The organism is Synergistota bacterium, from assembly GCA_025060595.1.
Lineage (GTDB): Bacteria > Synergistota > GBS-1 > GBS-1 > GBS-1 > 42-11.
Genome location: JANXBX010000004.1, coordinates 125,501 through 152,262, shown reverse-complemented (window position 1 = coordinate 152,262; position 26,762 = coordinate 125,501). Strand labels below are relative to the sequence as shown.

Genomic DNA, 26,762 nt, shown 5'->3' with positions numbered 1-26,762 from the left:
AGTTCCTTAAAATTATAAAACTAATCCTACGATAAAATCAAGTATGAGAGTATAATTTTTAAAAAACCTTATGCTATAATTTCTTAGGGAGGGGTTGAAAAAATGAGAAAATCCAATTTTTTATTTTGTTCACTTCTTTTCTTGCTTGTGGTTTTGGAGTCTTTCGCTTTAGCTGAGGTGGGAGAAAGTGAGGATATAGAGAAGCTCGTTACCGAAAGATATTTTGAAGGTGCTTATAACTACTATCAAGAAGGGTTTTATGATATGGCCATAAGATTCTACAACATGGTTTTAGAAAGAGATCCCAAACATGCTAAAGCCCTTTACTGGTTAGCGAGGTTGTATCAAGAGCTTGGTTTGTATCATGATGCATTAAGTACTTGGAAAAAGTTAGCTGAGGTTCAACCAGATAACAAAGTAGCTCAGTACTTTGTTAAGGTATGTGAGGAAATAATAAGGCAAGGAAAAGAGCCATTTGAAATTTATGAGAAGGCTTATATTTTTTATTCTCGAGGGGAAAAGGAGAAGGCGTTAGCTCTTTATGAAAAATCCTGTGCTTTGAATCCCGATTTTCAGAAAGCTTTTCTTTGGGCTGGGAGAGTGGCTTTTGAGTTAGGAAATTATGATAAAGCTGAATGGTATCTTGAGAGGGCTTTAGCTTTAGATAGTAAAGATAAAGTAGCTAAGTATCTTTTAGACCAGTTAAGGAGGGCTAGAAATGAGAAAAGGTAGAATCTTTTGCGTGGTCTTTTTATTTTTTATGCTTTTGTTTCCTCAAGGGGCTTTTTCTCTTCCCCTTCCTCCCTCTAATTTGGAGGCCCAAATAATTTCTCCAACTCACGTGAGATTAACATGGTGGGATAACTCGGTAGATGAAGATGGTTTTATAGTTGAGAGAAAAAAAATTGGTGATAATTGGATTAGAATTGCGATACTTCCTCCAGATTTAAATGTATATAATGATGTGGGGCTAACACCAGGAGAAAGTTATTTTTATAGGGTTAAGGCTTATAAGGGAAACTACTATACGAATTATTGTGAACTTTCCTTTCCTGTGACCACTATAGGATATCCAGAGCCTCCCTCTGATTTAAAAGGTGAAGCTCTTTCCTCATCAGAAGTAGAGCTTAGGTGGAAAGATATTTCAGATAACGAGGATGGCTTCATAGTTGAGAGAAAGCATGGTAGTAACTGGGTTGAGGTTTGTATTCTTCCTCCAAACTCTGAAAGTTATGTAGATACAGGTCTTTCTGAAAATACCAAGTATACTTATAGAGTTTTAGCGTTTAATAGTGCTGGAAGAACATCTTCTCCTGAAATCGAAGTTAGAACAGAATCTGCAAAGGGGGAGTTTTATCTTAGTGCTGGTTGTTCTTTGAGAGAAGGAAGTTTTGATTTGTCTTTTATATTTTTATCTTTTGTTTCCCTTTTAGGCTTCTTTATGAGGAGGGGAGTATGATGAGGCCTGTTTTTTTATCGCTACTTTTCGTCCTAGGTTTTTCGATGGTTGCTTTTGCTTTACCTTCTTGGACAATAATGGTTTTTATGAATGCTGATAACGATCTTGAAGAAGCTGCTATAGCTGATTTTGTTGAGATGGTTCTTGCACCTTTAGATTCTCAGCTTATTAATGTTGTTGTTCAGCTTGATAGGGCTCCAGGTTATATTGGAACTATTGAGGGTATCTGCGATAATTGGGCTGGTACATTGAGATTTGCTTTGTCTCGTTTTATGGCTCCTGTTTTTGTTAATGCGGTCCAAAATCTTGGAGAGGTAAACATGGGGAAGTCAGATGCGTTAGTAGATTTTGTTTCTTGGGCAATTGATAACTATCCTGCTCAGCATTATGCTCTTATAATTTGGGATCATGGTGATGGATGGAGGAAAAGAGGAGGGGGACTCAATAGAGCTTGGAAGGTTGCTGGTTATGATCAAACAGATAATGATTATCTTTACATGGATGAGGTTCAAACTGCTTTAAGAATTTTAAGTAATGGAGGTTATAGAGTAGATCTTATAGGTTTTGATGCTTGTCTTATGGGAATGGTTGAGGTAGCTTATGAGCTTAAGGATTATGCTTCATTTATGGTTGCTTCTGAGGACGTAATTCCTGGGGAAGGATGGCGCTATGACCTAATCTTAGAAGAACTTGTGTCTCTATTAAGTAATGGAGTAGACGTATCACCAAGGGAGTTGGGTAAGATTATAGTAAAAAATTATAGGGAAACCTCTGGAAGCACTCTTTCCCTGATAGATCTTAGCAGAATAGATGATGTTGTTTCTTTATTAAAAGAGCTTTCTTCAAAGCTGCGAAACGAGATATCACTTGCAAAGCTCGCAAGGGCTAGAGCTCAAGTATTTTATGATCCTTCTATAATAGACCTCTATTCCTTTGTGTCTTACTTAGCGGGTTGGAGAAGCTCTTCAACCGAACTTGCTTCTTCGCTGTGTGAAGCTATAAGGAAAGCTGTTGTAGAGAGCTATTCCTCCTATGAAAATGCTCATGGTTTGAGTATATATTTTCCAGAGAGAGGAGAAGGAGCGTATGATAGATTCTATGATGATTCGAGGCATGACTTTTCGAGCATGACTGGGTGGGGTGAGTTTATAAAGACTTATCTTAAAGAGACAAGGGAAGTCATGAGCGTTGGGTATGGGTCTTTTAAAATAGATGGTCTAGTTGGCAATAGTGAAGTAGAAGGTGCTCTTAAATTGCCATCTTTTGATTCTTTTCCCTTTAAGGCTTATTTTAAAAATACTAAAGATGCGCTTTACGTGGCTTTTGAGGTTTATGATGATACTTCTTTAGATGTGGGGGATTCTATAGTTATTTATATAGATTCTGATGGAAATGCCTCCTTTCCTTTAGATAGGAATAGTTGTGAGGGCATGCTTAAGATATCCTATGATGGGAATCATTGGGTAGCTTACTTTTATCCGCTTTGGTATGATTACTCTCAATATAGGGTACGCTTCTTGGATCCCTCCTTTTGTCCAGAAGTTGAAGTTAAGGGAGGTATACGTGAGGATGGTTTTCTTGAAGTTGAGGTTAAGATACCGATTGGATCCGGGAGATTCCCTTTCAAAGCAGGCTCAACTGTAGGTTATTATTTCCAAGTTTATGATGGCGGTAGTTCTTCTTTCATTGGGGAATACCCACTTTTATCTTCTATGGGAAGTGAAGAACAGGTTCCAACCATTTACATTCCGGCTCGTATTGAACCTCTTATGTATTACGCCCTTAAGCTTAATCCTGCTAATGGTAACGGTGATGATGACGAGTTTGTAGTTTCTTCGGGATGTACTTTGGGTTATAAAGGAAGTTTAAGCGTTTTGATTTTACTCTCCTTTGGTTGGATTTCCCTTTTGGGGGTGAGAAAAAGGTGAGATTGTCCTTTTTTCTTTTATTAGCTTTTTTATTCGTGTTTGTTCTTTATGGATGTGGTGATAGTGGTGGGGGTTCGGAACCATTAATACCTAAATGGACGGTTATGGTTTTTATGAACGATTCTAGTTCTACTTCAAGGGAGCTCGGAGGAATAGATTTGTATGAGATGAGAAGGGTGGGTTCCTCGAATCATGTAAAGGTGTTAGTTCAAAGATGCTCTAGTAGCGGCAGAGGTATGGTTCGGTATTTCGTTGGGGAGGGGAACTTAGAGCTTCTTAATACTTTACCAGAAGCATCTCCTACTTCTCCAAGTGATTTGCTTTCTTTTGTTAACTGGTGTATTGAAAACTATTCGGCTGAAAAATACATGCTGGTTCTCTGGGAGAGGGATCATCCAGACATATGGAATGGATTAGTAGAGTGGGTAAAACTTCTCAAGGTTTTCTCATCTTTTAAGTCTAAAGTGGATTTATTAGTTCTTGACTCTTCCGCTAAAGCTGAAATTGAGCTTCTTAACGAAGTTAAAAATAGCGTTTCTTTCGTTATTGCTTTGCAAGGAATAATGCCTGATGATGGTTTTGATTATGAGCAAGTTTTGCAAAGCATAGTTAGAAATCCTGGGCAGGGGGCATCTGAAATTGGGAAAGCTTTTATTGATAATTTTAAAAGCCTTTATAGCAAGAGAAAAGAAGTTGCCATATCGATGGTCTCTCTGGCTAAGCTTTCTAACCTTTTAGAAGGACTTGATAAACTTGGGAATGAACTTATTAACTTTAGAGATGTTTTTGCTCTCTGGGGAGCAATTGCCCAAACGCAAACTTACTTTATTAAAGCAGGGGAGAGCTTTTGTTTTAGAGATCTTTATGATTTCTGTGAGAAAGTTAAAGGTTTAAGTCTTTCTGATTCGGTTAATTCTATCCTTGAAAGTCTTAAGAAGACGCTTAAAGAAGTAGTCTTATCGGAATGGCATCTTAGTGATGGTATATTTCCTCTTTCTCACGGTATATCGCTTTATGTTTTTTCTTTGGAGGGAAGGAAAGATGTTTATGAAACTTTTGCCATAGCTAATGATGCTAAAAATTGGTTTAATTTTTTAAAAACAAGGTTAACTGGTTTATAGCTAGTTGATATCTATAAAGGGGGTGATGCTCTTGGCCATTAACGTTGCTCTTATAGGTTGTGGCAATGTAGGTCAAGGCTTTTTAAGTTTGCTTCTTGAGAAAAAAAGGGAGCTAGAATCGCAGGGGCTTAGGATTAATGTAGTTGCTGTTTGTGACAAGCTTAGAGGTTCTGCTTATGATCCTGATGGTTTGAACTTATCTAAAGTGCTTGATCTCGCATCAAAGTCTGAAATATCTTCTTATCCGGGGGTAATAACTGATTTAGATCCCTTGTCTGCGATAACCAAGACGAACGCTAACGTGGTTCTTGAAGCAACATGGACTGACCTTAAGACTGGGGAACCGGCTTATACTCATATGAGAGAAGCTTTGTCTGCAAAAAGACATGTTATAACTACTAATAAAGGTCCTGTGTTGCTTTATTTAAAGGATCTACAAAGACTTGCGGAAATAAACGGTGTTGAGTTTCGCTTTGAGGGAGTGGTTCTTTCAGGAACTCCTGTGTTTAATTTAGTGAGAGAGTGTTTGCCTGGAAGTGAGATAATTTCTTTTAGGGGGATTTTGAATGGAACTACCAATTATATTCTAACAAAAATGGAGGAAGGTATGAGCTTTGAAGAAGCTTTGAAAGAAGCGCAACGCTTAGGATATGCTGAGGCTGATCCTACTATGGATGTAGAGGGATGGGACGCAGGGGCGAAAGCCCTTATATTGGCTAATGTTGTGATGGGTGCAACTTTAAAGCTTGATGATATTTGTTGTGAAGGTATAACGGATATTAAAGTTGAAGATATAAAATCTGCCCTTTCTAGAAGTAGAAGGTATAAGCTTATAGCTAAGGGCTATAAAGAAGGCAATCTTGTAAGGGTTGCTGTTGCTCCTGAAGAAGTTCCTTTAAGCGATCCTCTAGCTAACATCTTGGGAACGCTTAATGCTATAACTTTTTCAACGGATACTATAGGAGATGTTACTATAGTAGGTAGAGGAGCAGGAGGCAGAGAAGCTGGATATGCGCTTCTTTCAGATTTGATCTCTCTTTCAAGAAAGATGCTAAAGATGTGATGAAACATATTATACTGACAGGTTTGCCTGGTATTGGTAAAACTACGCTTATTAAAAAGCTTATAGAAGGAAAAGAGGGTATCAGGGGATTCTTTACGGAAGAGATTAGGGAAGGAGGGGTAAGGAAAGGGTTTAAACTTTTGACCCTTTCTGGGAAGGAGGCAATATTAGCTCATGAAAGCTTTTCTTCTTCTTATAGAGTTGGAAAATATGGAGTTGACTTGAGAGCTTTTGAAGACATTGGAGTCGGAGAGATAGAGGAGGGGATCAAAGAAGGATCCCCTCTTATAGTTATAGATGAGATAGGTAAAATGGAGCTTTATTCAGAGAAGTTTATAAAAGTATTATTTAGGGCTTTGGATAGTTCTAAGGTTTTAGCCACTATGGGCAGGATAAATCACCCTGTAATTGCGGCTATACGAAAAAGAAGCGATGTGAGAATAATAGAGGTCACCTTAACTAATAGGAATGAACTGCCTCACCAACTTAAAAGCTTCCATAGTTCGTCACCTTCGGAATAAGGTAAGTTTCCATCTTTATCTGTGAAAGTGCCGATCACATTTGCTTTTATACCATGGTTTAAAAGGGTTGCTATAGCATCTTCTATATCGCTTTCTGGTATCACAGCTAATAGAGCACCTGACCCTATAAGCTTTAAGGGATCTATTTTAAAGTAGCTACAAATTTTTTGGGTAATTTGGGGAATGGGTATATCTTCAAGGTTTATATTTATATTAAGACCGCTTCTCAGCTTTAACTCGTACAATCCTCCTAAAATACCGCCTTCTGTAGGGTCATGCATAAATACAGCCCATTTTCTTAGAATTCTTGCTTCTTCTACTACTGAAATTTTTTCTTTAAGCTCAAGAGCTTCTATTAGTTCGGTCTCTTTTAATACTTTGGAAAGCTCTTCTTTAAAAACCCTTGCTAATATGGAGGTGCCCTCTATTCCTGCTCCCTTTGTTAAGATTATTTTATCTCCGGGTCTTATGTTGTCTGCTTTCATTAATTTAGGTGCAAACCCAAACATAGTTCCTGAGAGGATCGGGTATTTAAATTTTTTAGTTACTTCAGTATGCCCTCCTATGAGGGATATCTTTATCTTTTTGCATTCTCTGTCGATTTCTCTCATCAAGTTTTCCAAGGCGTTTTCGTTCCAGCTTTCAGGGACTATAATAGTAGTAATGAAAAAAGAGGGGTCTCCTCCTTTAGATGCCACGTCATTTGCATTTATATGAACTAAGTAAAAGCCCATTTCTTCATCAGCTCCTACTATTGGGTCTGAAGAAACAACGAGATATTTCTCTCCTTCTACGTTTATAACAGCTGCATCTTCTCCTACAGCAGGGCCAAGCTCTACACGGGTATTTGGTGCTCCAAGATAGGGGAAAATTAGCTTTTCCATTAATTTTGGGGAGAGTTTACCTAGCTCCATTTTAATCTTTCCTCCTTTCTTAAACTAAAGATGCATCCGCAATAAGATTGTCTATAAAGGTTGAGATTTCTACTTAGTTCTATGCTTTTTTTAAACCCTTCATTCTTTCTGAAAACCCTTTCTAAAAAAGCTATACCTATCTCTTTGTCTATTTCTTTACCAATTTGGTTAATAAGCTTCACATCCTTGTGAGGGCTTATGGTTAAAGTTGTGGTAAAAGTTTTTACTCTTTCGCTTTTTGCTGTTTCTGCTGCTCTTTTAAGTTGGACGTAAAAACAGCGTTCACATCTTTTCCCTCCCTCTGGTTCGTTTTCAAGCCCCTTTATCTCTTCAAACCAGCTTATTGGATTATATTCATCAACTAGCACTTTGAGGTTCCATTCTTTAGAGAGCTTTTTAATGGCCTCTAGTCTTTTAATGTACTCTTCTTCTGGTTGGATATTGGAGCCATAGAAATATCCAATAACCTCGTATGCTCTTGAGAGCTCTAAGAAGGGGTATGTTGCATCAGGAGCACAGCATATATGAAGTAAAATTTTATCCCTCATTCTCTTTTACTAAGGTAGCAAAAATCAGAAAACCTGTGTGGGCTATCATGTTGTCTTCGGGTCTTATCTTTCCAGGTGACGGCCTTATTTCTCTTAGTAGCAGTTCCAAAACCCTTATCCAAATGAAATGTTCTCTTTTAAGGGTTTCAGTAAGCTTTTCTACCTGATTAAAAGTGGGGCAGATCGCTCCGAAATGTCTTCCTGGAAGGAGAGCTTTTTTAACTTGCTTTATATAATCCCATGGGTTTGGGAGATCTAAAAATACGGCATCTACCCTTTCCTCATCGAAGCCTTCTTCTATATCTTTCACTTTTATTTCTACTCTTTCTGATACTCCCCACTTTCTAAGATTTTCTTCTGCTAAGGAGGCAAATTCTTTTCTTCTTTCATAAGAGTAAACCTTTCCCTTTTCCCCGACGAAATGAGCAAAAACTGTGGTAAGGGAGCCGCTTCCTGTTCCGCACTCTATTATTCTTGCTCCTGGGAAAATGTCTAAATACATAAGTATATAGCCCGCCTCTTTTGGAAAGATAATCTGGGTTTGTCTTTTAAGCCTTCTTATAAATTCCCCTACCGGAGGCTTAACTAAGAACACCTTTTCTCCTTTATGTGTTTCTATATAATCTCCATAGCTTTTTTCAATGGCATCTTCGAGATTTAACTCCCCCAGATGTGTAGAGATCTTTTTTCTTGATACCTTTGTTAAAAACGATGTTCCTGATTCAGCAAAAAGTAGAACTGTGTCACCCTCTTTAAGCTTCACTTTTTATTACCTCCTGAGGTAAGCTTATGAATCTCCCATTTATGTAAAATGTTGTTTGGTTTCTTCCATTTTGCTTTGATATGTAAAGGGCTTCGTCTGCTAACTTAAGCATATCTTCTTCGTTTTCTATGTCTTTTTCTGGATAGGAGCATATTCCAAAACTCATGCTTATATGAATGGGAAAGTTTTTATCAAGAACCTTAAAGGGAATTTCTTTTATCTTTCGTCTCAATCTTTCAGCTACAATTACAGCACCATCAAGAGTGGTATTAGGCAATATTATCAAGAATTCTTCTCCACCGTATCTTCCTGCCACATCTATTTCTCTTGTGTTTTCTTTAATTAGTTTTGCACATATCCTTAATACTTCGTCCCCAATCAGATGTCCATAATTGTCATTTATGCTTTTAAAGTGGTCGATATCTCCTATTATTACTGAAAGTGGATTTTTATACCTTTTGCTTCTTTTAAATTCTGTTCCAAGAATGATCATGGTGTATCTTCTGTTATAGAGCTTGGTGAGTTCATCGGTCATGGCCATTTCCTTTAGTTTTTCATTTGCCTCTTTTAGCTCATCGTAAAGCCTTTTTGTCCTTAAAGCAGATTTTACTCTTGCTAGGATTTCTATCTCATCAAAAGGTTTTTTAATGTAATCTATAGCTCCTTTTTCAAGAGCTTCTTTCAGGAATTCCTTGTTTTCTGCTGAAGTTATAACTATTATAGGTATCCATTCTTTCTTTAAAGCTGCTATTTGATCTATGATTTCTATACCCAATATATCAGGAAGGAAGACATCTAAAATTATAAGGTCATAGGAATTATTATGCAGTTTAGTTATAGCTTCCTCTCCATTACTAGCCTCGTCGATATTGCCTTTTATTTCCATTTGCAAAATGTCTTTAAGAAGGATTCGTATAAGTTTGCTGTCATCTACGATTAGAATTCTCACCTATTACTATTCTACCCTCCTCTCTACTTTGTTTCTTAATTAGAATTATCGCATATTTTTGTCCTGATACAAGTCTTTCTTTAGCTATTAACTTGAAATTTTATGAAAGGGCTTTATGCCTTGACAATATCTTTATGGCTTGTTAAAATTTTTACAAGTAATGGATGGTGAGGTGGCCGAGCAGGTCGAAGGCGCTCGCCTGCTAAGCGAGTAGAGGTAATCCCTCTCGAGGGTTCGAATCCCTCCCTCACCGCCAAAGGAGCGCGCCCGTAGCTCAACTGGATAGAGCTGTGGACTACGGATCCACGGGTTGGGGGTTCAAGTCCTCTCGGGCGCGCCATTTATATTGAAAGATGAGGGTTTTGGACAAAGACGAATTTTTTATGAGAATAGCTCTTGAGGAAGCTAGGAAGGCTGCAGAGGAAGACGAAGTTCCCGTAGGGGCGGTTGGAATTATAAATGATGAAGTGGTTGCGCGTGCTCATAATAAGAGAGAGCAATTGCAGGATCCTTTGGCTCATGCAGAGCTTTTAGTTATAAAGGAAGTAGCATCAAAGTTGGGGACATGGCGTTTGACTGATTTGGTTATATATGTTACTCTTGAACCGTGTCCTATGTGCGCGGGAGCAATGGTTCAAGCAAGAATAAAAAGGTTAGTTTATGGTTTGCCGGACCCTCGTGCTGGTGCAGCAGGGAGCGTTATAAATATACTTCAACATGATAGCTTTAATCATTTTGTAGAGGTAGAAGGAGGAGTCTTGGCAGAAGAAAGTCGGGAACTTTTGCGGTCTTTCTTTGTCAAAAAGAGGAAATAGGCGGAGAGATGGCCGAGAGGTCAAAGGCGCTCGATTCGAAATCGAGTAGGCGGTGTTAGAGCCGTCTCGCGAGTTCAAATCTCGCTCTCTCCGCCATTAAAAGGATCATGCGGAGAGGTGGCTGAGTGGTCGAAGGCGCTCGCCTGGAGAGCGAGTGGGCGGTTGATCCCGCCCCGGGGGTTCAAATCCCTCCCTCTCCGCCATTATATATTGAGAGGTAGCCGTGGTCGTGCTAGATGGGGAGGTAGCGGTGCCCTAAAAACCCGCAATCCGCTATAGCGGGGTTGAATTCCTACCCAGAGGTCATCTTCTTTAGGAGCAGCCTTAAGCCGGAGGCGTTGAAAGCTGGGTCCCGTGCGGCAAAGATCCGTGAACCCCGCCAGGCCCGGAAGGGAGCAACGGTAAGCGGTAATCTTTGGGTGCCACGGGGGTGCTTGGCTGGAGCCAAAGGTTTAAGGAACGTCCTGGAGAGGTTTGATCGAAGGTAGGTGCACGACCACGGTTTTTTTATTCAGGGGGGATCTTCATGGAAGTAGAAGTTAGTTTAAGAGTTCGTTATGGAGAAACTGATAAAATGGGTGTGGTTTACTATGGAAGGTATTTAGACTGGTTTGAAGTTGGCAGAACAGAGTTTTGCAGAAGTTTGGGATTTCCATACTCTGAGCTTGAGAAAAGAGGAATATTCATGCCGGCTGTGGAATCTTGGTGTAGGTATAAAGCACCCGCTTTTTATGATGACCTTATATCCATTAAAGTTAAAATAGAGGAAATAAAAGATTACTCTGTGAGTTTCTTATATAGAGTTGAGCGGGATGGTAAACTAATAGCATTAGGAAGAACAAAGCATTGTTTTGTAGACAAAAATGGTAAAATGGTTAAGGTTCCAGAGGAGTTTCTTTTAATTATAAGAAGGGAGGGCTAGTTTTTATGGAAAAGCTTTTGCTTGGAAATGAAGCCATAGCTCGTGGAATAGTAGAATGTAGCGTAGAGGTAGTAACCTCTTATCCTGGGACTCCATCTTCTGAGATTCTTCCTGCAGTTGCTGATTTCTATAAGGAGGAGGGAATAGATGCTAATGTAGAGTGGTGTGTTAACGAAAAGGTTGCTTTTGAGATAGCTGCGACTGTTTCTTTTGCTGGTAAAAGAGCAGCAGTTGCTATGAAGCAGGTGGGTCTTAATGTTGCTTTTGATCCTTTTATGAGTGTGGCTTATAACGATATAGCTGCTGGTTTTTTAGTTATCTCGGCTGATGATCCTGGTCCTCATAGTTCTCAAACAGAGCAGGATAGTAGATTTGCTGCTATGATGGCCAAGGTGCCTGTTTATGATCCCTCTTCTCCTAGGGAAGCTAAGGAAATGGTGAAGTTTGCATATGATTTTTCAGAGAAGTATAATATTTTAGTTATGCTTAGGCCTGGTTTAAGAGTGTGTCATGCGAGGCAAAATGTGCCTGTTGAGAAAATAGATTTTAAACGTCGGCAAGGTAATTTTCTTAAAAATCCGCAGAGATGGGTTTGCCTTCCAGCTGTGAGAAGAAAGCATCATGAAAGGTTAAATGAAAAAATGAAAGAAATCAGTAAGGAGAAAGATCCTTTCTCTAGAATAGAGAACCCTAAAAGGGCCGGGCTTGGTATAATAGCAAGTGGTGTGAGTTACTCTGTGGTTAAAGATATAATTGATAGGCACCATATAGATGTTCCGCTGTTAAAGATAGGAAGAGCTTTTCCAGTGGATGAAAGGATAATAGAGGAGTTTCTCTCGTTATGCGATAAAGTATTAGTTTTTGAAGAGACTTATCCTGTAGTAGAAGTACAGCTTCCTGAAAGAGAAAGGGTCTTGGGTAAGTGGAATGGCATTGTTCCTGCAGCGGGAGAGCTTACACCTGAGGTTATAGCTTCTGTCTTATCGAAGTTTTTTAAAATTGACTTTCTTAAAGTGCCAGAAGGGTATAACGAGGTCTTATCTTCTTTAGGGATTAGTGTAAGAAGACCAATACTATGTGCAGGGTGTCCGCATCGCGCGGCTTTCTTTGCCATGAGAAAAGCTTTTCCAGACGGTGTTTACCCGAGTGATATAGGTTGCTATACTTTAGGTATTAATCAAAAGGCTGTAGATAGTGTTATGTGTATGGGTGGAGCTGTTACGATGGGATCTGGTTTTAGTATAGCTTTAGGAGATAATGTTCCGGTTGTGTCTACAATAGGAGACTCTACTTTTTACCATATGGGAGTTCCTGGGCTCATAAATGCTGTTTATAATAAACATAGGTTCATACTCTTTATACTCGATAATCATGTTACTGCTATGACAGGAGGGCAACCTACTCCTGAGTCAGGGGTAAACGTAATGAAAGATGGAGAGAGGGTGGATCTTATTAAGCTAGTTGAGGGATGTGGTGTAAAGTTTGTTAAGACAGTTGATCCTTATAATATTGTTGAGACTATAGAACTTCTTAAAGAAGCTTGGAATTATGTTAAGAAAGAAGGTAAAGTGGCAGTGGTGATATCTAAACATCCTTGTAAGCTTCTTGAGCGAAAGCGCTATGATAAAAAGATATATGTGGATGAAGGGAAATGTGTTGGTTGTAGATATTGTATAAGTGAGTTTGGTTGTCCAGGTTTAGGTTTTAATAGTGATAAAAGAAAGGCCTTTATAGATTTAAGGTTTTGTATTAACTGTGGTGTTTGTACTCAAATTTGTCCAGTTAAAGCTATAAAGGAGGAGTAGATCATGCAGATGGTCTTTTGTGGTATAGGAGGACAGGGAATACTTTTGGCTACTCGCGCTATAGGAGAATATGCTCTATCTAAAGGATTTAATGTGATAGGCTCTGAAATTCATGGAATGGCACAGAGAGGCGGAAGCGTTGTATCTCATCTTAAGATAGGACATTACAAAAGTCCTCTTGTGATGAGAGGGGAAGCTGACATACTCCTTTCTTTTGACTGGAACGAGGGTTTAATGAATTTGCCTTTCTTAAAAGAGGGAGGGCTTGCTGTTTTAAATGGTGATATTAATTTCAAAGTTAACCATCCTGTTATAGAAGAGCTAATAAAGGGAAGAAAGATAAAGCTTTATATTGTAGATGGATATAAAGTAGCTCTTTGGGAGCTTGGAAATCCTAGCGTTTTAAACGTAGTTATGTTAGGTGCTCTTTCCTCTTTGAGAGAGGACCTTTTCCCGTCAGAGGGCCTTAGGAAAGTTATAGAGAATATAATTCCATACAAGTTTAGGGATATAAACTTAAAGGCCTTTGACTTGGGTAAAAGAGCCGAGATTAAGGAGGTGATTTGAATGCTTTATTTAGGAGACTGGACTTTTATACTTCTCATGCCAGCGTTGATTCTTGCAATATATGCTCAAGCGAAGGTCCAATCGACTTATAGAAAATATTCGGCTATTCCAGCAGGGATTGGCAAACCGGCTTGGGTTGTTGCTCGTGAAATGCTTGATAGGAGTGGCTTAACACACGTTCCTGTAGATATGGTTCCAGGAGAGTTAACAGATCATTATGATCCACGTTCAAGGATTCTAAGACTCTCATCTGAAGTTTACAATAGTCGTTCAATAGCGGCTATAGGTATAGCAGCTCATGAGGTAGGGCATGCTATTCAACATGCTACAGGTTACTTACCTCTTTCTCTGAGAAATGCGATAGTTCCTGTGGCTAACATTGGTTCTCAACTCGCTATACCATTTTTCCTCCTAGGGTTTATTTTTGGCATCCCGAGCCTTATGGATGTGGGTATAATAGCCTTTTCAGGAGCAGTGCTATTTCAGCTTATAACCCTTCCTGTTGAGTTTAATGCTAGCTCAAGGGCTGTTAAGGTGCTTTATTCAAGCGGCTATGTGTCTGGAAGGGAAGTTAGGGCTATAGAAGAGGTACTGGGAGCAGCTGCTTTAACTTATATTGCTGCAACTGCGATGGCTGCCCTTCAACTTGTAAGACTTTTAATCTTGAGAGGAGAGAGGGAATAGGTTGCCACTAATATTATTCCTTTTGCTATTTCTCTTTTTTGTTCCTTGGCTCTTTCCCTTTCTCCTCCTCTTTTTTTTAGCTCTTCTTTTCTTTCTTCCATTTGGCTTTATTATGTATTCTCTTTATACTATACTTACTGTCCCTGTGGAAATATTAAAGATAGCTACAAACAAGAAGCTTAGAAAGAATCATGCCCTTGAACATGCGACTATAAATGTTATAGAAGAGAGGTTTGGTCCGACTAATTTAGCTGGTTTAGCTAGAGTGGATGGATTTTATATAAAGGGTTTCGTTGACCCTTTTTTACTTGAAGAGGCTGCTCGTGTTGCTTTATTTAGGTTGAAAAACGGGGAAAAGGAATTAGCTGTTCACAAAAGATGCGGTACTACTATGGCAATGGTTAATTTTGTTTCTGCGGTTGCCTTTTTGCTTTTACTATTTGTAACAGGATATTTAACAGTATTAAATATAGTTATAGCTCTTGCGCTATCTTATATTCTTGGTCCGTTATTCGGTCCGTGGGTTCAGCGTAAGCTTACTACTTTCGCTGATGTTACGGATATGGAAATAGTTGGAGTAGAATATGGTGGAAGGGGAATCAAAATGTGGGGGTTGCCTTTCTTTTACATTCCCACAGACTTTTTTGTGAGGACTGTTGAGAGAAAAGATTTGGGAAGAGTACGCTTTTGATATTCTTATAAAAGTAGAAAAAGGTGGTTGGTTAGAGCCACTTTTGAGGAGCTCCATAGATTCTGGGAAGATCCCGTCTGAAGCTTCTAGGTTTGTGACGGATATATGCTATGGGGTTGTACGTTATATCTATCTTCTTAAGTGGATAGCAAGGAGACTTGTTGGTGAGAAAAAATGGGCGAAGCTTCCTAATTTAGCTAAATGGATTATACTTATTGGGCTTTACCAGTTAAGATTTCACTCTTCGGAAAAAGCACCTTTTATTTGCTTTAGACTTGTTGAGCTTGCGAAGAAGTATTTCCATGGGGGGATTGGTAATTTAGTAAATGCTGTTTTAAGAGCTTACCTTAGAGAGAAAGTTGAGCCTCCTCAAGATAATCTTGCTTTGAAGTTTTCCTATCCTGAATGGTTGGTTGAGGCTCTGTTAGGCTACTTTAAGGATGAAGAGTTTGTTAAAGAGCTTTTGAAAAGAGGTAATGATAAACCAAAGTTATATGTTCATGTTAACTTGAAAAAGACTGATGAAGAGGCTTTTTCTATTTCTCTTAAAGAAAAAGGGTTAATTTTAGAAAAAATCCCTTTGCTTAAAGGGTGTTTTTTAATCAGGAGTTCTGTTTTCCCTCGAGATATACCAGGCTGGGATGAGGGGCTTTTTTGGATGGAGAGCTTATCTTCTATGCTTGCTGTTAAATCCCTTGAAATTCAGGAGGGAGATAATGTATTAGATTTGTGTGCGGGTAGAGGTGTAAAATCTGCGGATATAGCTCAGAGGTTGAATGGTAAAGGAAAATTGGTTTCTGTAGACATTTATCCATGGAAGCTTAAGGTATTAAGGAGTTTTTTGAGCAAGCTTAGTTACAAAGCAGATGCGCTGATTGCGATGGATTTGAGAATCTTAGACCCTAAGTTGAAAAGCTGGGCTTCGAAGATTTTGCTCGATGTTCCTTGCTCTAATCTTGCTGACCTTGGGGGTAAACCGGAGATAAAGCTTAGGATTACTCCCGCAGGAATAAGAGAGCTGGTTAACCTTCAAAAAAGTTTAATAGATGTTTCTTCAGCATACCTTAAGCGAGGAGGATATTTGGTTTATTCTACTTGTACTTTTTTCCCTGAGGAGAATGAAGAAATAGTGAGAGAATTCTTGAAGATACATCCGGAGTATGAGATACTTAATCCAGAATGGCTTAAACCTATGGTAATGAAAGCTACTGATTATGGTTATTACATAGAAGATGGTTTTTTTGCTCTTCTTTTAAGGAGGTGAGAAGATTTGAAAAGATGGAAACTTTTGGTGATGATCTTAATAGGTGTAGTTTTGGGTTTTCTCTATGTTTACTTAAGTATAGGAGTTACCAAGGTTCCTGTTCCTCCCTTAGTTGGTAAGGAAATTACATCAGCTACAAAGTTACTTAATAGCGTTGGTCTTAACATAAAAGTGGTCGGAGAGGAGGAAAGTTCTACGTTTCCTCCAAACTATATAGTTTCGCAAAAACCCCTTCCAGGCTTGAGCGTTAGAAAAGGAAGTACTATCGAGGTGGTCATAAGTGGTAAAGGTGATATGGTTTTGGTTCCTGAGCTTATCGGGCGCAAGCTTAGTGAAGTTAATGCTTTTATAAAGGAAGCCGGTCTCGTTATAGGAGATGTTATAAGCATTAGATCCTTTTTGGGAGCTGAAAACATAGTAATTGGTCAATCTATATCTCCTAGTAGAAGAGTTAAAAGGGGAAGTAAAATTGATCTTCTTGTTAGTCTGGGTTATGAAGTAAAAGAGGTTTCTGTTCCTGATCTTGTAGGTCTTTCCTTAAATGAAGCGAAAAAGGTTATTCAGGAAAAGGGATTTAAGTTGGGTAAAATCTCAGAGAAGGTTGAAAGTGGAGAGGAGGGTATCGTATTATCTCAGGAACCGTCTCCTTTCTCTTCTGTTTCACCTGGTGGCGAAATTAATTTAGTTGTGAGAAAGGCGCCATCGAAGGAGGTGGTTGAGAAGCCTGTGGAAACAAAACAGGAAACTGTTCTTCCAACGACCACAAGCATGGTGTCTCCTTCTACAAGTAGCTTGGAAAAGATCGAGCTTGCTGTCCCCAAGGGGGGAAGAATAATAGATTTTAGTTTTACTGTTCCTCCAGGTAAACCTGAAAGGTTAGTTGAGATTATCCAGATAGATTCGGGTGGCCAGCATGTAATTTTTAACAAAAAATGTAAGTCTGGAGAAACCATTAACTTGAGAATTCCTGCTGTTGGTGATAATGTTATAAGAGTTCAACTTGATGGTGAGTTTTATGCGGAGGATAGATATCCATGGAGAAAAGAGTAAAAGTAGCTCCTTCTATTCTTGCTGCTGATATTCTAAACTTGGGGGAAGCCTTGCGTAAGATAGAAAACGAGTTGGATCTTCTTCATGTAGATATTATGGATGGACATTTTGTACCCAATTTATCTTTTGGACCTAAGCTTGTAGAAGATATAAAGAAAAAATTTAATTCTTTTTTATTAGAGGTTCATCTTATGGTGGAAAACCCTTCCTTCTGGGTAGACCGCTTTATAGAAAGTGGTGGGGATATTTTGATATTTCATTGGGAGGCAGAAAGGCACCCCTTAAGGCTTATAAGGAGTATAAAGGAGAAAGGGAAGAAGGCAGGAATAGCTTTTAATCCTGCCACTTTATGGGAGAGCGCTAAGTTTATATTAACTGAGATAGATTACGTTTTGATGATGAGTGTCGATCCTGGTTTCAGTGGACAATCTTTCATATCGTGGGTTTTAGAAAAAATCAAATCTCTGAGAGAGTTTAGGGATAAAGAAGGATTAGGATTTGAAATAGTTGTAGATGGTGGTGTAAACTCTTCAAATGCCCTTGCTTTAAGGGAGGCTGGTGCTACAGTTTTGGTAGGAGGAGCTTCTGTTTTTTGTAGTGATGATCCGATTGCGGCAATAAAAGTTTTAAGAGGTGATTAAGGCTATGGAGGCTAGGGAAAGAAGAAGTCTGGGGGAGATAATAAGGAGAGAGCGAGAGAAAAAGGGTATAAGTATAGAATATCTTTCGGATGTTACTAAAATAAGTAAGGAATTTATAAAAGCTATAGAGGAGGAAAATTTTGACGTTCTTCCTGGGGATGTATATGTTAAGGGTTTTATAAGGAATATTTCTTTAGCATTAGGTCTTGATCCTGATGAGCTAAAGGAGATCTATAAGGCTATTAGAAAAGAGTCTTATGATAGTCAGGTCCTTAAAGAAGCTAAAGAGAAATTACCTGCTTATGATGCTAACGTTGAAAAGAGTGTTAAACCTAAAAGACCGTGGTTGCTTATAACTTTTCTTTTGGTTCTTCTTTTAGGAGGGGGCCTTTACTTTTATGCTTCTTGGACAGGGAGTATTAACATTTTAAGTCGGACCTTTTTAAAAGGGTCTCAAGTTGCTCAGGTACCTTCATCGGAGAGCTTAAAGAACGAGGCTAAAGAGGGATTGGTTGCTCACTCAACCCAATCGATCAAGCATGAAGAAGCGGTTTCCTCTGCGACTACCTCTCTTCCAACGATGATGTCAACCCAAAGTTTGCCTTTAGCTTCGTCAGCTCCAGAGAAGCCTGTTACTCATAAAGCAGAAAAGCTTAGGTTAAAGGTTATAGCTGTGGGAAGATGTTGGATTAGAGTATTAGCAGACGGAAAGAAGATTTTTGAGGGAGTTCTTGTTAAAGGGGATGAAAAGCTTTGGGAAGCTGAGGAAAATATAATGGTAAGATTTGGAAATATAGCTGGTGTTAAGGTTTATTTTAATGATAAAGAGGTTCCTTTACCTTCAAGTAAAGGTGGAGTTGTAGATATGGTGTTCCCATAGTGGAAAGAGGGAGGTTGTTTAGAGGACTTGAGATTTGGAATTATTAGTTTAGGTTGTCCTAAAAACGAAGTCGATAGTGAGCTTATAGCTGGTAAGCTTGTTGAAGCAGGATTAGATTATTCATCAAGTTTGGAGGATGTTGACCTTGTTGTGTTGAATACATGTGCTTTTATAGATTCAGCAGTGAGCGAATCTTACTCTTGGCTTAAAAAGCTTGTTCAACTTAAGAGGGAAGGTGTAATTAAAAGAATAGCTCTTGTTGGATGTCTAGTTCAAAGACTTGGAGAGAGGAGCTTAAAAGAACTTGAAGAGGTGGACTATTTTGCAGGTACCAGCTATCCTCAGGAAGTTGGGGAGTTTTTATTTAAAGCTTTGAAGAATAAGGCTGAAGGGGAATTTTTCCTTAAGCCCTTTCCAGATAGATGGGTTGAGAGTGGATTACGCTTCCCTTTAAAGAAAACCTTTTATGCTTATGTTAAAATAGCCGAGGGGTGTAATAATAGATGTAGTTATTGTGTTATTCCTAATATAAGAGGGCCCTATAGAGCTAGACCTTTAGATGAGATTTTGAAAGAGGTTGAGGATTTTATAAGAAGTGGAAAAAAAGAGGTTGTTCTGGTGTCTCAGGATAGTACTTTGTATCCTTTGTCTCTTTCCCTGCTCTTAAGAAAACTTTCTGAGTTAGGAGGGGATTTTTGGGTAAGGGTTCTTTATCTTCATCCAGCTAAAATAGATGGGGAATTAGTAGAGACTATCTTATCTTTAGAGAAGGTATGTTCTTATTTTGATATACCTATACAACATGTAGATGATAATGTTTTGTTTCTGATGAATAGGCCCTATGGGGAAGGAGATCTAAGGAAGCTCTTTGACAAGATAAGATCTTTGGATATGTTAGCTTGTTTAAGAACAACGATAATGGTTGGTTTTCCAGGGGAAAGAAAATCCTCTTTTCAAAGGTTGATTGACTTCGTATCTGATATTAAGTTTGATAGGTTAGGAAGCTTTCTTTACTCTCCTCAAAGGGAAGCTTCTTCTTATATTTTTAAGCCCGTTCCATTTAGAGTTTCTAAGAGGAGAAGGGATACTTTGATGGAGCTTCAGAAGGAAATATCAAAGGAGCGTAATAGCCTTTTTGTTGGTAAAACCTTAAAGGTTCTCGTTGAGAAGCCTGGTATCGGAAGAAGTTATAGAGATGCTCCTGAGATAGATGGGCTAGTTTATCTGGATAAGAGTGCTGAAGTAGGAAACTTTGTAAATGTTAAAATAATAGAAGTGGGGGATCATGACTTATGGGGGGAAGTTATATAGGAGTTAGAGATTGGAGCTTTTATGTAGCGACTTTAGGAGGTTTGGGATGGGTCTTAAGAGAAAGAATGCCTGGGACCGTGGGATCTTTTTTAGCCTTATTGATAAGATGGTTTTTAAAGGTAGATCTGCTTTCTATATTTTTTCTTTTTTTGCTTGGTCTTTGGGCATCTGAAAGATACTCTAAGGCTTTAAAAGAGGAAGATCCTTCGTCTATAGTTATAGATGAGTTTGTTGGATATTTTATAGCAATGTGGAATTTAAATGATATTATGCTTATTCCCTCTTTCTTTCTATTTAGACTTCTAGATGTAATAAAACCTTTTCCAATAAGGTTTTTTGAAAAGTTTCCTGGTGGTTGGGGTATAATGTTAGATGATGTGGTAGCTGGCTTGCTTACTAATATGTTAATATTTTTAGGTTTATGGCTTGGAGGTTAAAAGATGAAGGTACTTATAATGTCTACAGGTGATGAAGTTTTCTTAGGTGAAGTAGATGAAAAAAATGGTGGTTTTATAGCGAGAGAGTTGGTTGCGAGTGGGTTTGATGTTCTTGCAAGGATGATAGTTGAAGATGATATGGATAAGATACTTAAAGCTTTGGATTTCGGTTTTAATAATGTTGATCTTATTATTATGACTGGAGGACTTGGCCCCACTCATGATGATCTTACTAGAGAAGCGGTTGCTTCTTATTTTGGAGTAGATCTTGAGGAACGCGAAGAGGCGAGAGAATGGCTTCATAAGTTTTTTGAAAAGTTGGGAAGAAAGCCGCCTCTTTTGTCAGATAAACAGACCCTCTTCCCCAAGGGGGCCGAAATAATACCAAATGAGCTTGGAACAGCGTGTGGTTTTATCTTTAAATCTGGTGAGAAGATGGTGGTTGCTCTATCAGGTGTTCCGTGGGAAGCTGAGAGGATGTTTAGTAAATATCTTCTTCCTAAGTTGCCGCGTTTAGGTGGGATTACTTTAAGAAGGATTCATACTACTGGATTAAGAGAAACAGAGCTTTACCTAAAGGTTAAAGATCTTGATTTGCAAGGAACCAAGCTTGGTATATGTGCTTCTCCTCCGGGTGTAACTCTTTATTTGAGAGGAAGTGAGGATAGCGTTTCCTATTCTATAGATTTGTTGAAAAGATCCTTGGGAGCTTATGTGTATGGAGAGGAGGGGAAAACTTTAGAGGAGGTTGTAGCTGAGCTCTTATGGGAAAAAGGATTTACTCTTTCAGTGGCCGAATCTTGCACAGGTGGTTTTTTAGCTCATAGGTTAACCAATATTCCTGGTAGTTCAAAATATTTCAGTTGTGGAATAGTTAGCTATAGTAATAAAGCTAAGGAGGATATTCTTGGAGTCCCTCTTTCTCTTATAGAAGATGTAGGAGCTGTTAGTGCAGAGGTTGCCGAAAAAATGGCAAAAGAGGTTAGAAGATTAGGTAAAAGTGACTTGGGTATTGGCATTACAGGTATAGCTGGGCCTACGGGGGGCAGACCGGAAAAGCCTGTTGGTACTGTTTACATTGGTTTGTCTTGGGGTGGTGGAAGCTTTGTAGAAAAAAATCTTTTTTCTGGACCTAGAGATGTTGTGAAATATAGGGCTACACAGCGGGCTTTAGATCTCTTAAGGAGGTTTCTTTTGGGGGTGAGCCCTTTTGAATCGAAAGGAAATAATTAGGTCCTTTGTTTGTATTGAACTTCCGAAAAATATTAGGAGTAGTATACAGGACTTCATAAATGAATCTAAAGATCTTGATAAGGGTGTTAAATGGGTAGAGGAAAAGAATCTTCACGTCACTATAAAGTTTCTTGGTGAAGAACCTGTCACTAAGGTAGAAAAGATTAAAAAGGTCTTATCGGAAGAAATAGCAGGTCTAAAGCTGTCGCCTTTCGAACTTTGTTTAAAAAGCATAGGGGCATTCCCTAATTTCGATCGTCCTAGGGTTATATGGGTTGGGCTTGAGGGAAACGGGATAAATCAGCTTACAATTTTGAGAGATTTTATTGAAGCTAGAGCGAGAAAACTAGATTTCCCTAAAGATGAAAAGGCTTTTTCCCCTCATATTACTATCGGTAGGGTAAAAACAGGAAGAATTTCTTCTGAGCTTAAAGCTTATCTTGAGAAGAAAGTAGATATAAGTTTTGGTGCTTTTTTCGTTCATGAAATAGTGCTTATGAGAAGCCAGCTTTTCCCCAGTGGGCCTGTTTATACTCCGTTAGCCATTTTTGCTTTGGAAGGAGGTTAGAAAAGGCCTTGGATAGGATTGCTCCTGAAAGGGAAAAGATACTCAAGGAAGCGGTGGCAAGAATAGAAAAGGAATTTGGTAAGGGAGCTATAATGAGGTTGGGAGAAGAAAGTTTAGCTCCTGTTGAGGTTATTCCATCGGGGATTCTTCCTCTCGATATAGCATTGGGAGTAGGGGGTTTTCCTCGAGGAAGAATAGTAGAAATATTTGGTCCTGAAGGATCTGGTAAGACTACGGTTGCTCTTTATCTTATAGCTTCTGCACAGAAGATGGGTGGAGTAGCAGCTTTTATAGATGCGGAACATGCGCTCGATCCTCGTTATGCTAAAGGCTTAGGAATTAGGGTTGAAGACCTCCTACTTTCTCAGCCTGATAGTGGAGAACAGGCCTTAGAGATAGTTGAGACTTTGGTGAGAAGCGGAGCGGTCGATGTTATAGTGGTTGATTCTGTAGCTGCGCTTGTACCACAAGCGGAGATAGAGGGCGCTATGGGAGAGGCTCACGTTGCCTTGCAAGCAAGACTTATGTCTCAGGCTTTGAGGAAGCTAACAGCCGCTGTGGGTAAAACCAAAGCTATAGTGGTATTCATAAACCAGATAAGGGAAAAAGTTTCCACTGGATATCAGGTTGGTCCTGTTGAGACAACCCCAGGGGGTAGGGCTTTAAAGTTTTACTCTTCTCTTAGGCTTGATGTTAGAAAAGGAGAGGCAATAAAGAGGAATCAAGAACAGATAGGTGCAAGGATAAGGGTTAAAGTAGTGAAAAATAAGGTTGCTCCTCCTTTTAAAGAGGCCGAGTTTGACTTAATCTATGGTTTGGGAATTCCAAAGGCTTCAAGTGTTCTTGAAGCAGCTTTACTAGTTGGGGTAGTCAAGCAAAGTGGTTCTTGGTTTTACTTTAGAGATGAACGCCTCGGTCAAGGAAAAGAGGCCGTGAGGAGTTACCTTGAGACTACACCGGAGCTGATAGATGATATAGAGAGAGCTGTCTTAGAAAAGTTGAGAGGAGAAGAGAAAAAAGGGCAAGTTCAGGAGCTATCCCGGAAGGAAGCTCTATTTGATGAGAAAGGCTAGCTTAACCTTACTTTAAAGCTTATCTTTTAAGCGATCCTTGGAAATAGAATAAGGGGGTGATTACCATCGGGTTCTCGTATCTTATAAACATCCTGATGGCTTTAGCAGGAGGTATTGCTTTTGGTTATTGGTTTAGAAAGCATGTTGCTGAGAAGAAAATCAAAGCTGCTGAAGATATAGCTAAAGATATTTTAGCAAGGGCAGAAAAGGAAGGAGAAGCGCTTAAGAGGGAAAAGGTAAGTGAGGCGCGAGAGGAAATACAAAGGCTTAGAAGTGACTGGGAAAGAGAGTATAGAGAGAAAAGGTCTGAACTTCAGAGATTTGAGAAGAGGCTTTTGCAGAAAGAAGAGCTTCTTGAAAGAAGGGGTGAAGTAATAGCTCGCAAGGAGGAAGACCTTAAGCAGAGAGAAAGGGAGATAGAAGAGCTTAGAAAGGAAGCTGAGAGATTGGTGAGTGAGCAGAAAACTACTTTGGAGAAGATCGCTGGGTTAACTTCGGAAGAAGCTAAGAACTTACTTCTTGAGGAGGCCAGAAAGGAAATCGAGGGATATGTAGGTTTAATGATAAAAGAGATGGAGGCCCAAGCTAAGCGAGAGGCAGAGCGAAAAGCAAGAGAGATTATTTCACTCGCCATTCAGAGGTGTGCTGTAGATCATGTGGTTGAAGCCACTGTTTCTGTTGTACCTCTTCCAAATGATGACATGAAAGGGAGGATAATTGGTAGGGAAGGTAGAAACATAAGAACTTTTGAGACTATAACTGGGGCGGATCTTATAGTGGACGATACTCCTGAAGCAGTAATAGTTTCTTGTCATAATCCTATAAGGCGTGAGATAGCAAGGAGAACTCTTGAAAAACTGATAGCTGATGGGAGAATTCACCCAGCACGTATAGAAGAAATGTATGAAAAGGCTTTAAGGGAATTGGAAGATGATATAAGAGAAGCAGGAGAGGATGCTGTGTTTCAGGCCAAGGTTGGGAAAATGCATTCTGAGCTCGTTAGACTTTTAGGGATGCTCAAATATAGAACTAGCTATGGTCAAAATATATTGACTCACTCTCTTGAAGTTGCACATCTTGCTGGTGTTATGGCTGCTGAGCTAGGTGAGGATGTGCTTTTGGCTAAGAGAGCTGGTTTGTTGCATGATATCGGTAAAGCCGTTGATACAGATGTAGAAGGAACTCATTCCCAGATAGGAGCGGAGCTTGCTAGGAAATATGGAGAGTCTCAAGAGGTGATTCATGCTATAGAAGCTCACCATAGTGAAGTAGAGCCCCAAAGCGTTATTGCTGTTTTAGTTCAAGCTGCTGATGCTATTTCTGCATCAAGGCCTGGTGCAAGAAGGGAAAGCTTTGAGGAGTATATAAAGAGACTTGAGAATCTTGAGAGAATAGCTTCTTCTTTTAATGGAATTGAAAAGGCCTATGCTATTCAAGCTGGTAGGGAAGTAAGGGTAATAGTTAAACCTGAAATTGTAGATGATGCCGTTTCTGCAAAGCTTGCTTATGAAATAGCACGTAAAATAGAAGGCGAGCTTAAATATCCTGGACAGATAAAGGTCACTGTAATAAGGGAGATGAGGAGTGTAGATTATGCAAAATAGCATCTTTAAAGTACTCTTTATAGGGGATATTGTAGGAAGCCCTGGTCGAAAGGCTGTAAAAGAGATGCTTCCTTCTCTAAGAGAGGAGCTTAAGCCTGATTTGGTTATAGCTAATGGAGAGAATAGTGCTGGAGGGTTTGGTTTGACACGGAATGTAGTCGAAGAGATCCTATCTGCTGGCGTTGATGTGATTACTACAGGAAACCATGTTTGGGATAAGAAGGAGGGGGTTGAACTCCTTCAAAAGGAGGAATACCCTCTCCTTAGACCTTATAACTATCCTGTCAGGGCACCGGGCAGAGGTTATATTAAGCTCGACAGAGTAGTCGTGGTAAATTTACAGGGAAGAATATTTATGCCTCCTTCGAATTGTCCTTTTGAGAAAATGGAAGAAATATTGCTAAAAGTTGGGGAAGAAAGGAATGTCATAATCGTTGATTTTCATGCTGAGGCCACTTCAGAAAAGCTTGCTTTTGCATATTACTTTGATGGTAAGGTAACAGCTATCATTGGGACGCATACTCATGTTCCAACAGCGGATGAAAGGATATTGCCTGGGGGGACCGCTTATATAACTGATGTTGGTATGACTGGACCTATTGACTCAATAATTGGCATGACGCCGGAAAAGGTTTTAAGGAGATTTTTAACTGGTATTCCAGAAAAGCTAGAAGTTGCTGAAGGAAAAGTTTCTCTTCAAGGAGTGTTTATAGAGGTTGACCTTGGTTCTCTTAGGTCAGTTTCGATTCAGAGGATTGATAGAGTGCTTACTTAATAGGGGTCTATCCTTTAAAGGATAGACCCCTTTAAATTATTGTTTATTTTGGTTTTCTTTAGGAGTTTTCCTCTCGGTTTCTTCACTTTTAGTTTCTGTTGAGCTTTTCTCTATACTATCCTTAACTGGTGTAGACTCTTTGGTTAATTTTTCTTCTTCACTTTCTGCTTTTTTGTCCTGAGATGGTGGCAAGGGAGCAAGAGAAGGATCAGGGTATTTTATATCTGCTTTTTCTCTTAAGGACAAAATAAATTTTCTCTGGGCTTCCAATCCTTCAGTATACTTAAGGATACTTTCAAGCTGCTTTTTTACCTCCTCATAGCTTTTTTGACGAGGTGGTATTATTGAAAAAACATATCCAACCCATGAGGTTTCTTCGCCTTTTATGAGGAAGGGAGAATTTTCTTTGAGCTCTCCCTCGTTTTCTGAGAAGGATTTAGGTAGTTCATATAAGCTCCTGGCTTGGGGTTTTATCTCTGGTTCTATTTCCTCCCACTTTTTGCCGCTTTTTAGTTGTTTGTAAAATTCTTCTGCTTTTTGGAATTCGTTAAAGACTTTGTAAGCTATTTCAAACTTTTTAGGTTCAACTAAGGCATCTTTGTGTTTTTCATATATGCTTCTAATTTGATTTTCATCGATTACAACGTTTTCTTGGATTTTTCTTAATATTTTATTGACAGTTAGCTCCCTTTCTAATCCTTTCCTCAGATCTGCTAGAGATATTCCTTGTCTCTGAAGAAAGTTTAAGAATTCTTCTTTAGTTGAGAATCTTTTTTCAATGTTGCTTATAGCGTCGTCTATTTCTTTAGAGGACGGTTTAAGTCCCTCTTTTATGGCTTCCTGATATACAAGTTCATAATTTATAAGAGCCTGTAATACATTTCTTCTAATATTTTCAAAATCTTCCTTTGTTAATTTCTTTAAGTCTTCTGCTTTATAATTTGATAGCTCATTTCTTATAGCTGCATTAAGAAGAGCTGTTGATATAGGTACTCCATTAACTATGGCTGCTGTGGTAGATGGAGAATGTGTTGGGGATCCTTTTCCTCGTGTATAGATGTCATATCCTATGTATATGGATAGGGCGAAGAAAATAGTAACTATTATAAATATTAGCTTCATCTGGTTTCTTAATGTTTTGAACATGAGATCTTACCTCCTTTGGTTTTTTCGGTT

Annotated in this window: 28 protein-coding genes, 4 tRNA genes and 1 other RNA gene; 28 read left to right on the top strand and 5 right to left on the bottom strand. The window is 39.0% G+C overall.

Annotation, left to right across the window (positions count from 1 at the left end; genetic code table 11):
- The first annotated feature begins 102 nt into the window (after positions 1-102).
- From NZ900_04290 to NZ900_04265, 6 genes are read left to right on the top strand one after another with little or no spacing between them, the layout of a single operon-like run.
- On the top strand, positions 103-732 hold the full coding sequence (locus NZ900_04290; GenBank protein MCS7233311.1) for a tetratricopeptide repeat protein: 630 nt from the start codon (positions 103-105) through the stop codon (positions 730-732).
- Positions 719-1,459 (top strand): fibronectin type III domain-containing protein, encoded by a 741-nt coding sequence (locus NZ900_04285; GenBank protein ID MCS7233310.1) that lies wholly within the window; start codon positions 719-721, stop codon positions 1,457-1,459. Before NZ900_04290 ends, NZ900_04285 begins: the two co-directional genes overlap by 14 nt.
- Positions 1,459-3,387, top strand: coding sequence for a clostripain-related cysteine peptidase (locus tag NZ900_04280; protein ID MCS7233309.1), 1,929 nt, complete (start codon positions 1,459-1,461; stop codon positions 3,385-3,387). Before NZ900_04285 ends, NZ900_04280 begins: the two co-directional genes overlap by 1 nt.
- A complete protein-coding gene (locus NZ900_04275; protein ID MCS7233308.1) occupies positions 3,384-4,508 on the top strand; it encodes a clostripain-related cysteine peptidase in 1,125 nt (374 codons plus the stop codon). The genes NZ900_04280 and NZ900_04275 overlap by 4 nt, the downstream gene beginning before the upstream one ends.
- A gap of 25 nt (positions 4,509-4,533) precedes the next feature.
- Entirely contained in the window at positions 4,534-5,571 is a 1,038-nt protein-coding gene (locus NZ900_04270; protein ID MCS7233307.1) for a homoserine dehydrogenase, read from the top strand.
- Positions 5,571-6,092: an NTPase gene (locus NZ900_04265; protein MCS7233306.1), complete on the top strand. Its 522-nt coding sequence runs from the start codon at positions 5,571-5,573 to the stop codon at positions 6,090-6,092. The genes NZ900_04270 and NZ900_04265 overlap by 1 nt, the downstream gene beginning before the upstream one ends.
- Here the strand turns inward: NZ900_04265 and NZ900_04260 are convergent.
- The 4 genes from NZ900_04260 to NZ900_04245 are packed head-to-tail and all read right to left on the bottom strand — an operon-like array spanning position 6,050 to position 9,266.
- Complete coding sequence (locus NZ900_04260) at positions 6,050-7,006, bottom strand: AIR synthase family protein (protein ID MCS7233305.1); 957 nt, start codon at positions 7,004-7,006, stop codon at positions 6,050-6,052. The two genes, NZ900_04265 and NZ900_04260, sit on opposite strands and share 43 nt — an antisense overlap.
- Positions 6,997-7,554 (bottom strand): epoxyqueuosine reductase QueH, encoded by a 558-nt coding sequence (locus NZ900_04255; protein ID MCS7233304.1) that lies wholly within the window; start codon positions 7,552-7,554, stop codon positions 6,997-6,999. The genes NZ900_04260 and NZ900_04255 overlap by 10 nt, the downstream gene beginning before the upstream one ends.
- Positions 7,544-8,317 carry a tRNA (adenine-N1)-methyltransferase gene (locus NZ900_04250; protein ID MCS7233303.1) on the bottom strand — a complete coding sequence of 258 codons (774 nt, stop codon included), beginning with the start codon at positions 8,315-8,317 and terminating at the stop codon, positions 7,544-7,546. Before NZ900_04250 ends, NZ900_04255 begins: the two co-directional genes overlap by 11 nt.
- Complete coding sequence (locus tag NZ900_04245; GenBank protein MCS7233302.1) at positions 8,307-9,266, bottom strand: diguanylate cyclase; 960 nt, start codon at positions 9,264-9,266, stop codon at positions 8,307-8,309. Before NZ900_04245 ends, NZ900_04250 begins: the two co-directional genes overlap by 11 nt.
- 166 nt (positions 9,267-9,432) lie before the next feature.
- Here NZ900_04245 and NZ900_04240 point away from each other — a divergent pair.
- From NZ900_04240 to NZ900_04135, 22 genes are all read left to right on the top strand, one after another.
- Positions 9,433-9,522, top strand: a tRNA-Ser gene (locus NZ900_04240).
- A 7-nt stretch (positions 9,523-9,529) separates the two neighbouring features.
- Positions 9,530-9,606: transfer RNA gene (locus NZ900_04235), tRNA-Arg, on the top strand.
- 13 nt (positions 9,607-9,619) lie between these two features.
- A complete protein-coding gene (gene tadA, locus NZ900_04230; protein MCS7233301.1) occupies positions 9,620-10,081 on the top strand; it encodes a tRNA adenosine(34) deaminase TadA in 462 nt (153 codons plus the stop codon).
- A 2-nt stretch (positions 10,082-10,083) separates the two neighbouring features.
- Positions 10,084-10,177, top strand: a tRNA-Ser gene (locus NZ900_04225).
- 15 nt (positions 10,178-10,192) lie between these two features.
- Positions 10,193-10,284 (top strand) — tRNA-Ser (locus tag NZ900_04220).
- A gap of 24 nt (positions 10,285-10,308) precedes the next feature.
- An RNA gene (gene ffs / locus NZ900_04215) (signal recognition particle sRNA large type) lies at positions 10,309-10,577 on the top strand.
- Between the two features lie 30 nt (positions 10,578-10,607).
- Complete coding sequence (locus tag NZ900_04210) at positions 10,608-11,003, top strand: acyl-CoA thioesterase (GenBank protein MCS7233300.1); 396 nt, start codon at positions 10,608-10,610, stop codon at positions 11,001-11,003.
- A 5-nt stretch (positions 11,004-11,008) separates the two neighbouring features.
- Positions 11,009-12,808 (top strand): indolepyruvate ferredoxin oxidoreductase subunit alpha, encoded by a 1,800-nt coding sequence (iorA, locus tag NZ900_04205; GenBank protein ID MCS7233299.1) that lies wholly within the window; start codon positions 11,009-11,011, stop codon positions 12,806-12,808.
- Positions 12,809-12,811: 3 nt separating this feature from the next.
- Positions 12,812-13,375, top strand: coding sequence for an indolepyruvate oxidoreductase subunit beta (locus tag NZ900_04200; GenBank protein MCS7233298.1), 564 nt, complete (start codon positions 12,812-12,814; stop codon positions 13,373-13,375).
- Positions 13,376-14,059: a zinc metallopeptidase gene (locus NZ900_04195; protein ID MCS7233297.1), complete on the top strand. Its 684-nt coding sequence runs from the start codon at positions 13,376-13,378 to the stop codon at positions 14,057-14,059. It abuts the gene before it with no gap.
- Position 14,060: 1 nt separating this feature from the next.
- Complete coding sequence (locus NZ900_04190; GenBank protein ID MCS7233296.1) at positions 14,061-14,750, top strand: DUF6391 domain-containing protein; 690 nt, start codon at positions 14,061-14,063, stop codon at positions 14,748-14,750.
- On the top strand, positions 14,716-16,014 hold the full coding sequence (locus NZ900_04185) for a hypothetical protein (GenBank protein MCS7233295.1): 1,299 nt from the start codon (positions 14,716-14,718) through the stop codon (positions 16,012-16,014). Before NZ900_04190 ends, NZ900_04185 begins: the two co-directional genes overlap by 35 nt.
- Positions 16,015-16,020: 6 nt before the next feature.
- Positions 16,021-17,064 carry a PASTA domain-containing protein gene (locus NZ900_04180; GenBank protein ID MCS7233294.1) on the top strand — a complete coding sequence of 348 codons (1,044 nt, stop codon included), beginning with the start codon at positions 16,021-16,023 and terminating at the stop codon, positions 17,062-17,064.
- Positions 17,049-17,705 carry a ribulose-phosphate 3-epimerase gene (gene rpe / locus NZ900_04175; GenBank protein MCS7233293.1) on the top strand — a complete coding sequence of 219 codons (657 nt, stop codon included), beginning with the start codon at positions 17,049-17,051 and terminating at the stop codon, positions 17,703-17,705. Before NZ900_04180 ends, rpe begins: the two co-directional genes overlap by 16 nt.
- A gap of 4 nt (positions 17,706-17,709) precedes the next feature.
- Positions 17,710-18,585, top strand: coding sequence for a DUF4115 domain-containing protein (locus NZ900_04170; protein ID MCS7233292.1), 876 nt, complete (start codon positions 17,710-17,712; stop codon positions 18,583-18,585).
- Between the two features lie 27 nt (positions 18,586-18,612).
- Entirely contained in the window at positions 18,613-19,896 is a 1,284-nt protein-coding gene (gene rimO / locus NZ900_04165) for a 30S ribosomal protein S12 methylthiotransferase RimO (GenBank protein ID MCS7233291.1), read from the top strand.
- Positions 19,878-20,333 (top strand): phosphatidylglycerophosphatase A, encoded by a 456-nt coding sequence (locus NZ900_04160; protein MCS7233290.1) that lies wholly within the window; start codon positions 19,878-19,880, stop codon positions 20,331-20,333. Before rimO ends, NZ900_04160 begins: the two co-directional genes overlap by 19 nt.
- A 3-nt stretch (positions 20,334-20,336) precedes the next feature.
- Positions 20,337-21,566 carry a CinA family nicotinamide mononucleotide deamidase-related protein gene (locus tag NZ900_04155; GenBank protein MCS7233289.1) on the top strand — a complete coding sequence of 410 codons (1,230 nt, stop codon included), beginning with the start codon at positions 20,337-20,339 and terminating at the stop codon, positions 21,564-21,566.
- Complete coding sequence (thpR, locus tag NZ900_04150) at positions 21,544-22,134, top strand: RNA 2',3'-cyclic phosphodiesterase (GenBank protein MCS7233288.1); 591 nt, start codon at positions 21,544-21,546, stop codon at positions 22,132-22,134. Before NZ900_04155 ends, thpR begins: the two co-directional genes overlap by 23 nt.
- Before the next feature lie 17 nt (positions 22,135-22,151).
- Positions 22,152-23,207 (top strand): recombinase RecA, encoded by a 1,056-nt coding sequence (gene recA / locus NZ900_04145; GenBank protein ID MCS7233287.1) that lies wholly within the window; start codon positions 22,152-22,154, stop codon positions 23,205-23,207.
- A 56-nt stretch (positions 23,208-23,263) separates the two neighbouring features.
- Positions 23,264-24,811, top strand: a complete 1,548-nt coding sequence (gene rny, locus NZ900_04140; protein MCS7233286.1) for a ribonuclease Y — start codon at positions 23,264-23,266, stop codon at positions 24,809-24,811.
- Complete coding sequence (locus NZ900_04135; GenBank protein ID MCS7233285.1) at positions 24,801-25,586, top strand: TIGR00282 family metallophosphoesterase; 786 nt, start codon at positions 24,801-24,803, stop codon at positions 25,584-25,586. The genes rny and NZ900_04135 overlap by 11 nt, the downstream gene beginning before the upstream one ends.
- A 36-nt stretch (positions 25,587-25,622) precedes the next feature.
- Here the strand turns inward: NZ900_04135 and NZ900_04130 are convergent, their stop codons facing one another.
- Complete coding sequence (locus NZ900_04130; protein MCS7233284.1) at positions 25,623-26,732, bottom strand: SurA N-terminal domain-containing protein; 1,110 nt, start codon at positions 26,730-26,732, stop codon at positions 25,623-25,625.
- Positions 26,733-26,762: the final 30 nt, after the last annotated feature.

Coding starts and splice junctions, on each gene's coding strand:
- NZ900_04155 (MCS7233289.1), top strand. CDS start 20,337: ATGAAGGTACTTATAATGTCTACAGGTGATGAAGTTTTCTTAGGTGAA.
- NZ900_04290 (MCS7233311.1), top strand. CDS start 103: ATGAGAAAATCCAATTTTTTATTTTGTTCACTTCTTTTCTTGCTTGTG.
- NZ900_04195 (MCS7233297.1), top strand. CDS start 13,376: ATGCTTTATTTAGGAGACTGGACTTTTATACTTCTCATGCCAGCGTTG.
- rpe (MCS7233293.1), top strand. CDS start 17,049: ATGGAGAAAAGAGTAAAAGTAGCTCCTTCTATTCTTGCTGCTGATATT.
- iorA (MCS7233299.1), top strand. CDS start 11,009: ATGGAAAAGCTTTTGCTTGGAAATGAAGCCATAGCTCGTGGAATAGTA.
- NZ900_04285 (MCS7233310.1), top strand. CDS start 719: ATGAGAAAAGGTAGAATCTTTTGCGTGGTCTTTTTATTTTTTATGCTT.
- NZ900_04200 (MCS7233298.1), top strand. CDS start 12,812: ATGCAGATGGTCTTTTGTGGTATAGGAGGACAGGGAATACTTTTGGCT.
- tadA (MCS7233301.1), top strand. CDS start 9,620: ATGAGGGTTTTGGACAAAGACGAATTTTTTATGAGAATAGCTCTTGAG.
- NZ900_04160 (MCS7233290.1), top strand. CDS start 19,878: ATGGGGGGAAGTTATATAGGAGTTAGAGATTGGAGCTTTTATGTAGCG.
- NZ900_04270 (MCS7233307.1), top strand. CDS start 4,534: ATGCTCTTGGCCATTAACGTTGCTCTTATAGGTTGTGGCAATGTAGGT.
- NZ900_04135 (MCS7233285.1), top strand. CDS start 24,801: ATGCAAAATAGCATCTTTAAAGTACTCTTTATAGGGGATATTGTAGGA.
- NZ900_04210 (MCS7233300.1), top strand. CDS start 10,608: ATGGAAGTAGAAGTTAGTTTAAGAGTTCGTTATGGAGAAACTGATAAA.
- NZ900_04265 (MCS7233306.1), top strand. CDS start 5,571: ATGAAACATATTATACTGACAGGTTTGCCTGGTATTGGTAAAACTACG.
- NZ900_04280 (MCS7233309.1), top strand. CDS start 1,459: ATGAGGCCTGTTTTTTTATCGCTACTTTTCGTCCTAGGTTTTTCGATG.
- NZ900_04170 (MCS7233292.1), top strand. CDS start 17,710: ATGGAGGCTAGGGAAAGAAGAAGTCTGGGGGAGATAATAAGGAGAGAG.
- NZ900_04260 (MCS7233305.1), bottom strand. CDS start 7,006: ATGGAGCTAGGTAAACTCTCCCCAAAATTAATGGAAAAGCTAATTTTC.
- NZ900_04130 (MCS7233284.1), bottom strand. CDS start 26,732: ATGTTCAAAACATTAAGAAACCAGATGAAGCTAATATTTATAATAGTT.
- NZ900_04255 (MCS7233304.1), bottom strand. CDS start 7,554: ATGAGGGATAAAATTTTACTTCATATATGCTGTGCTCCTGATGCAACA.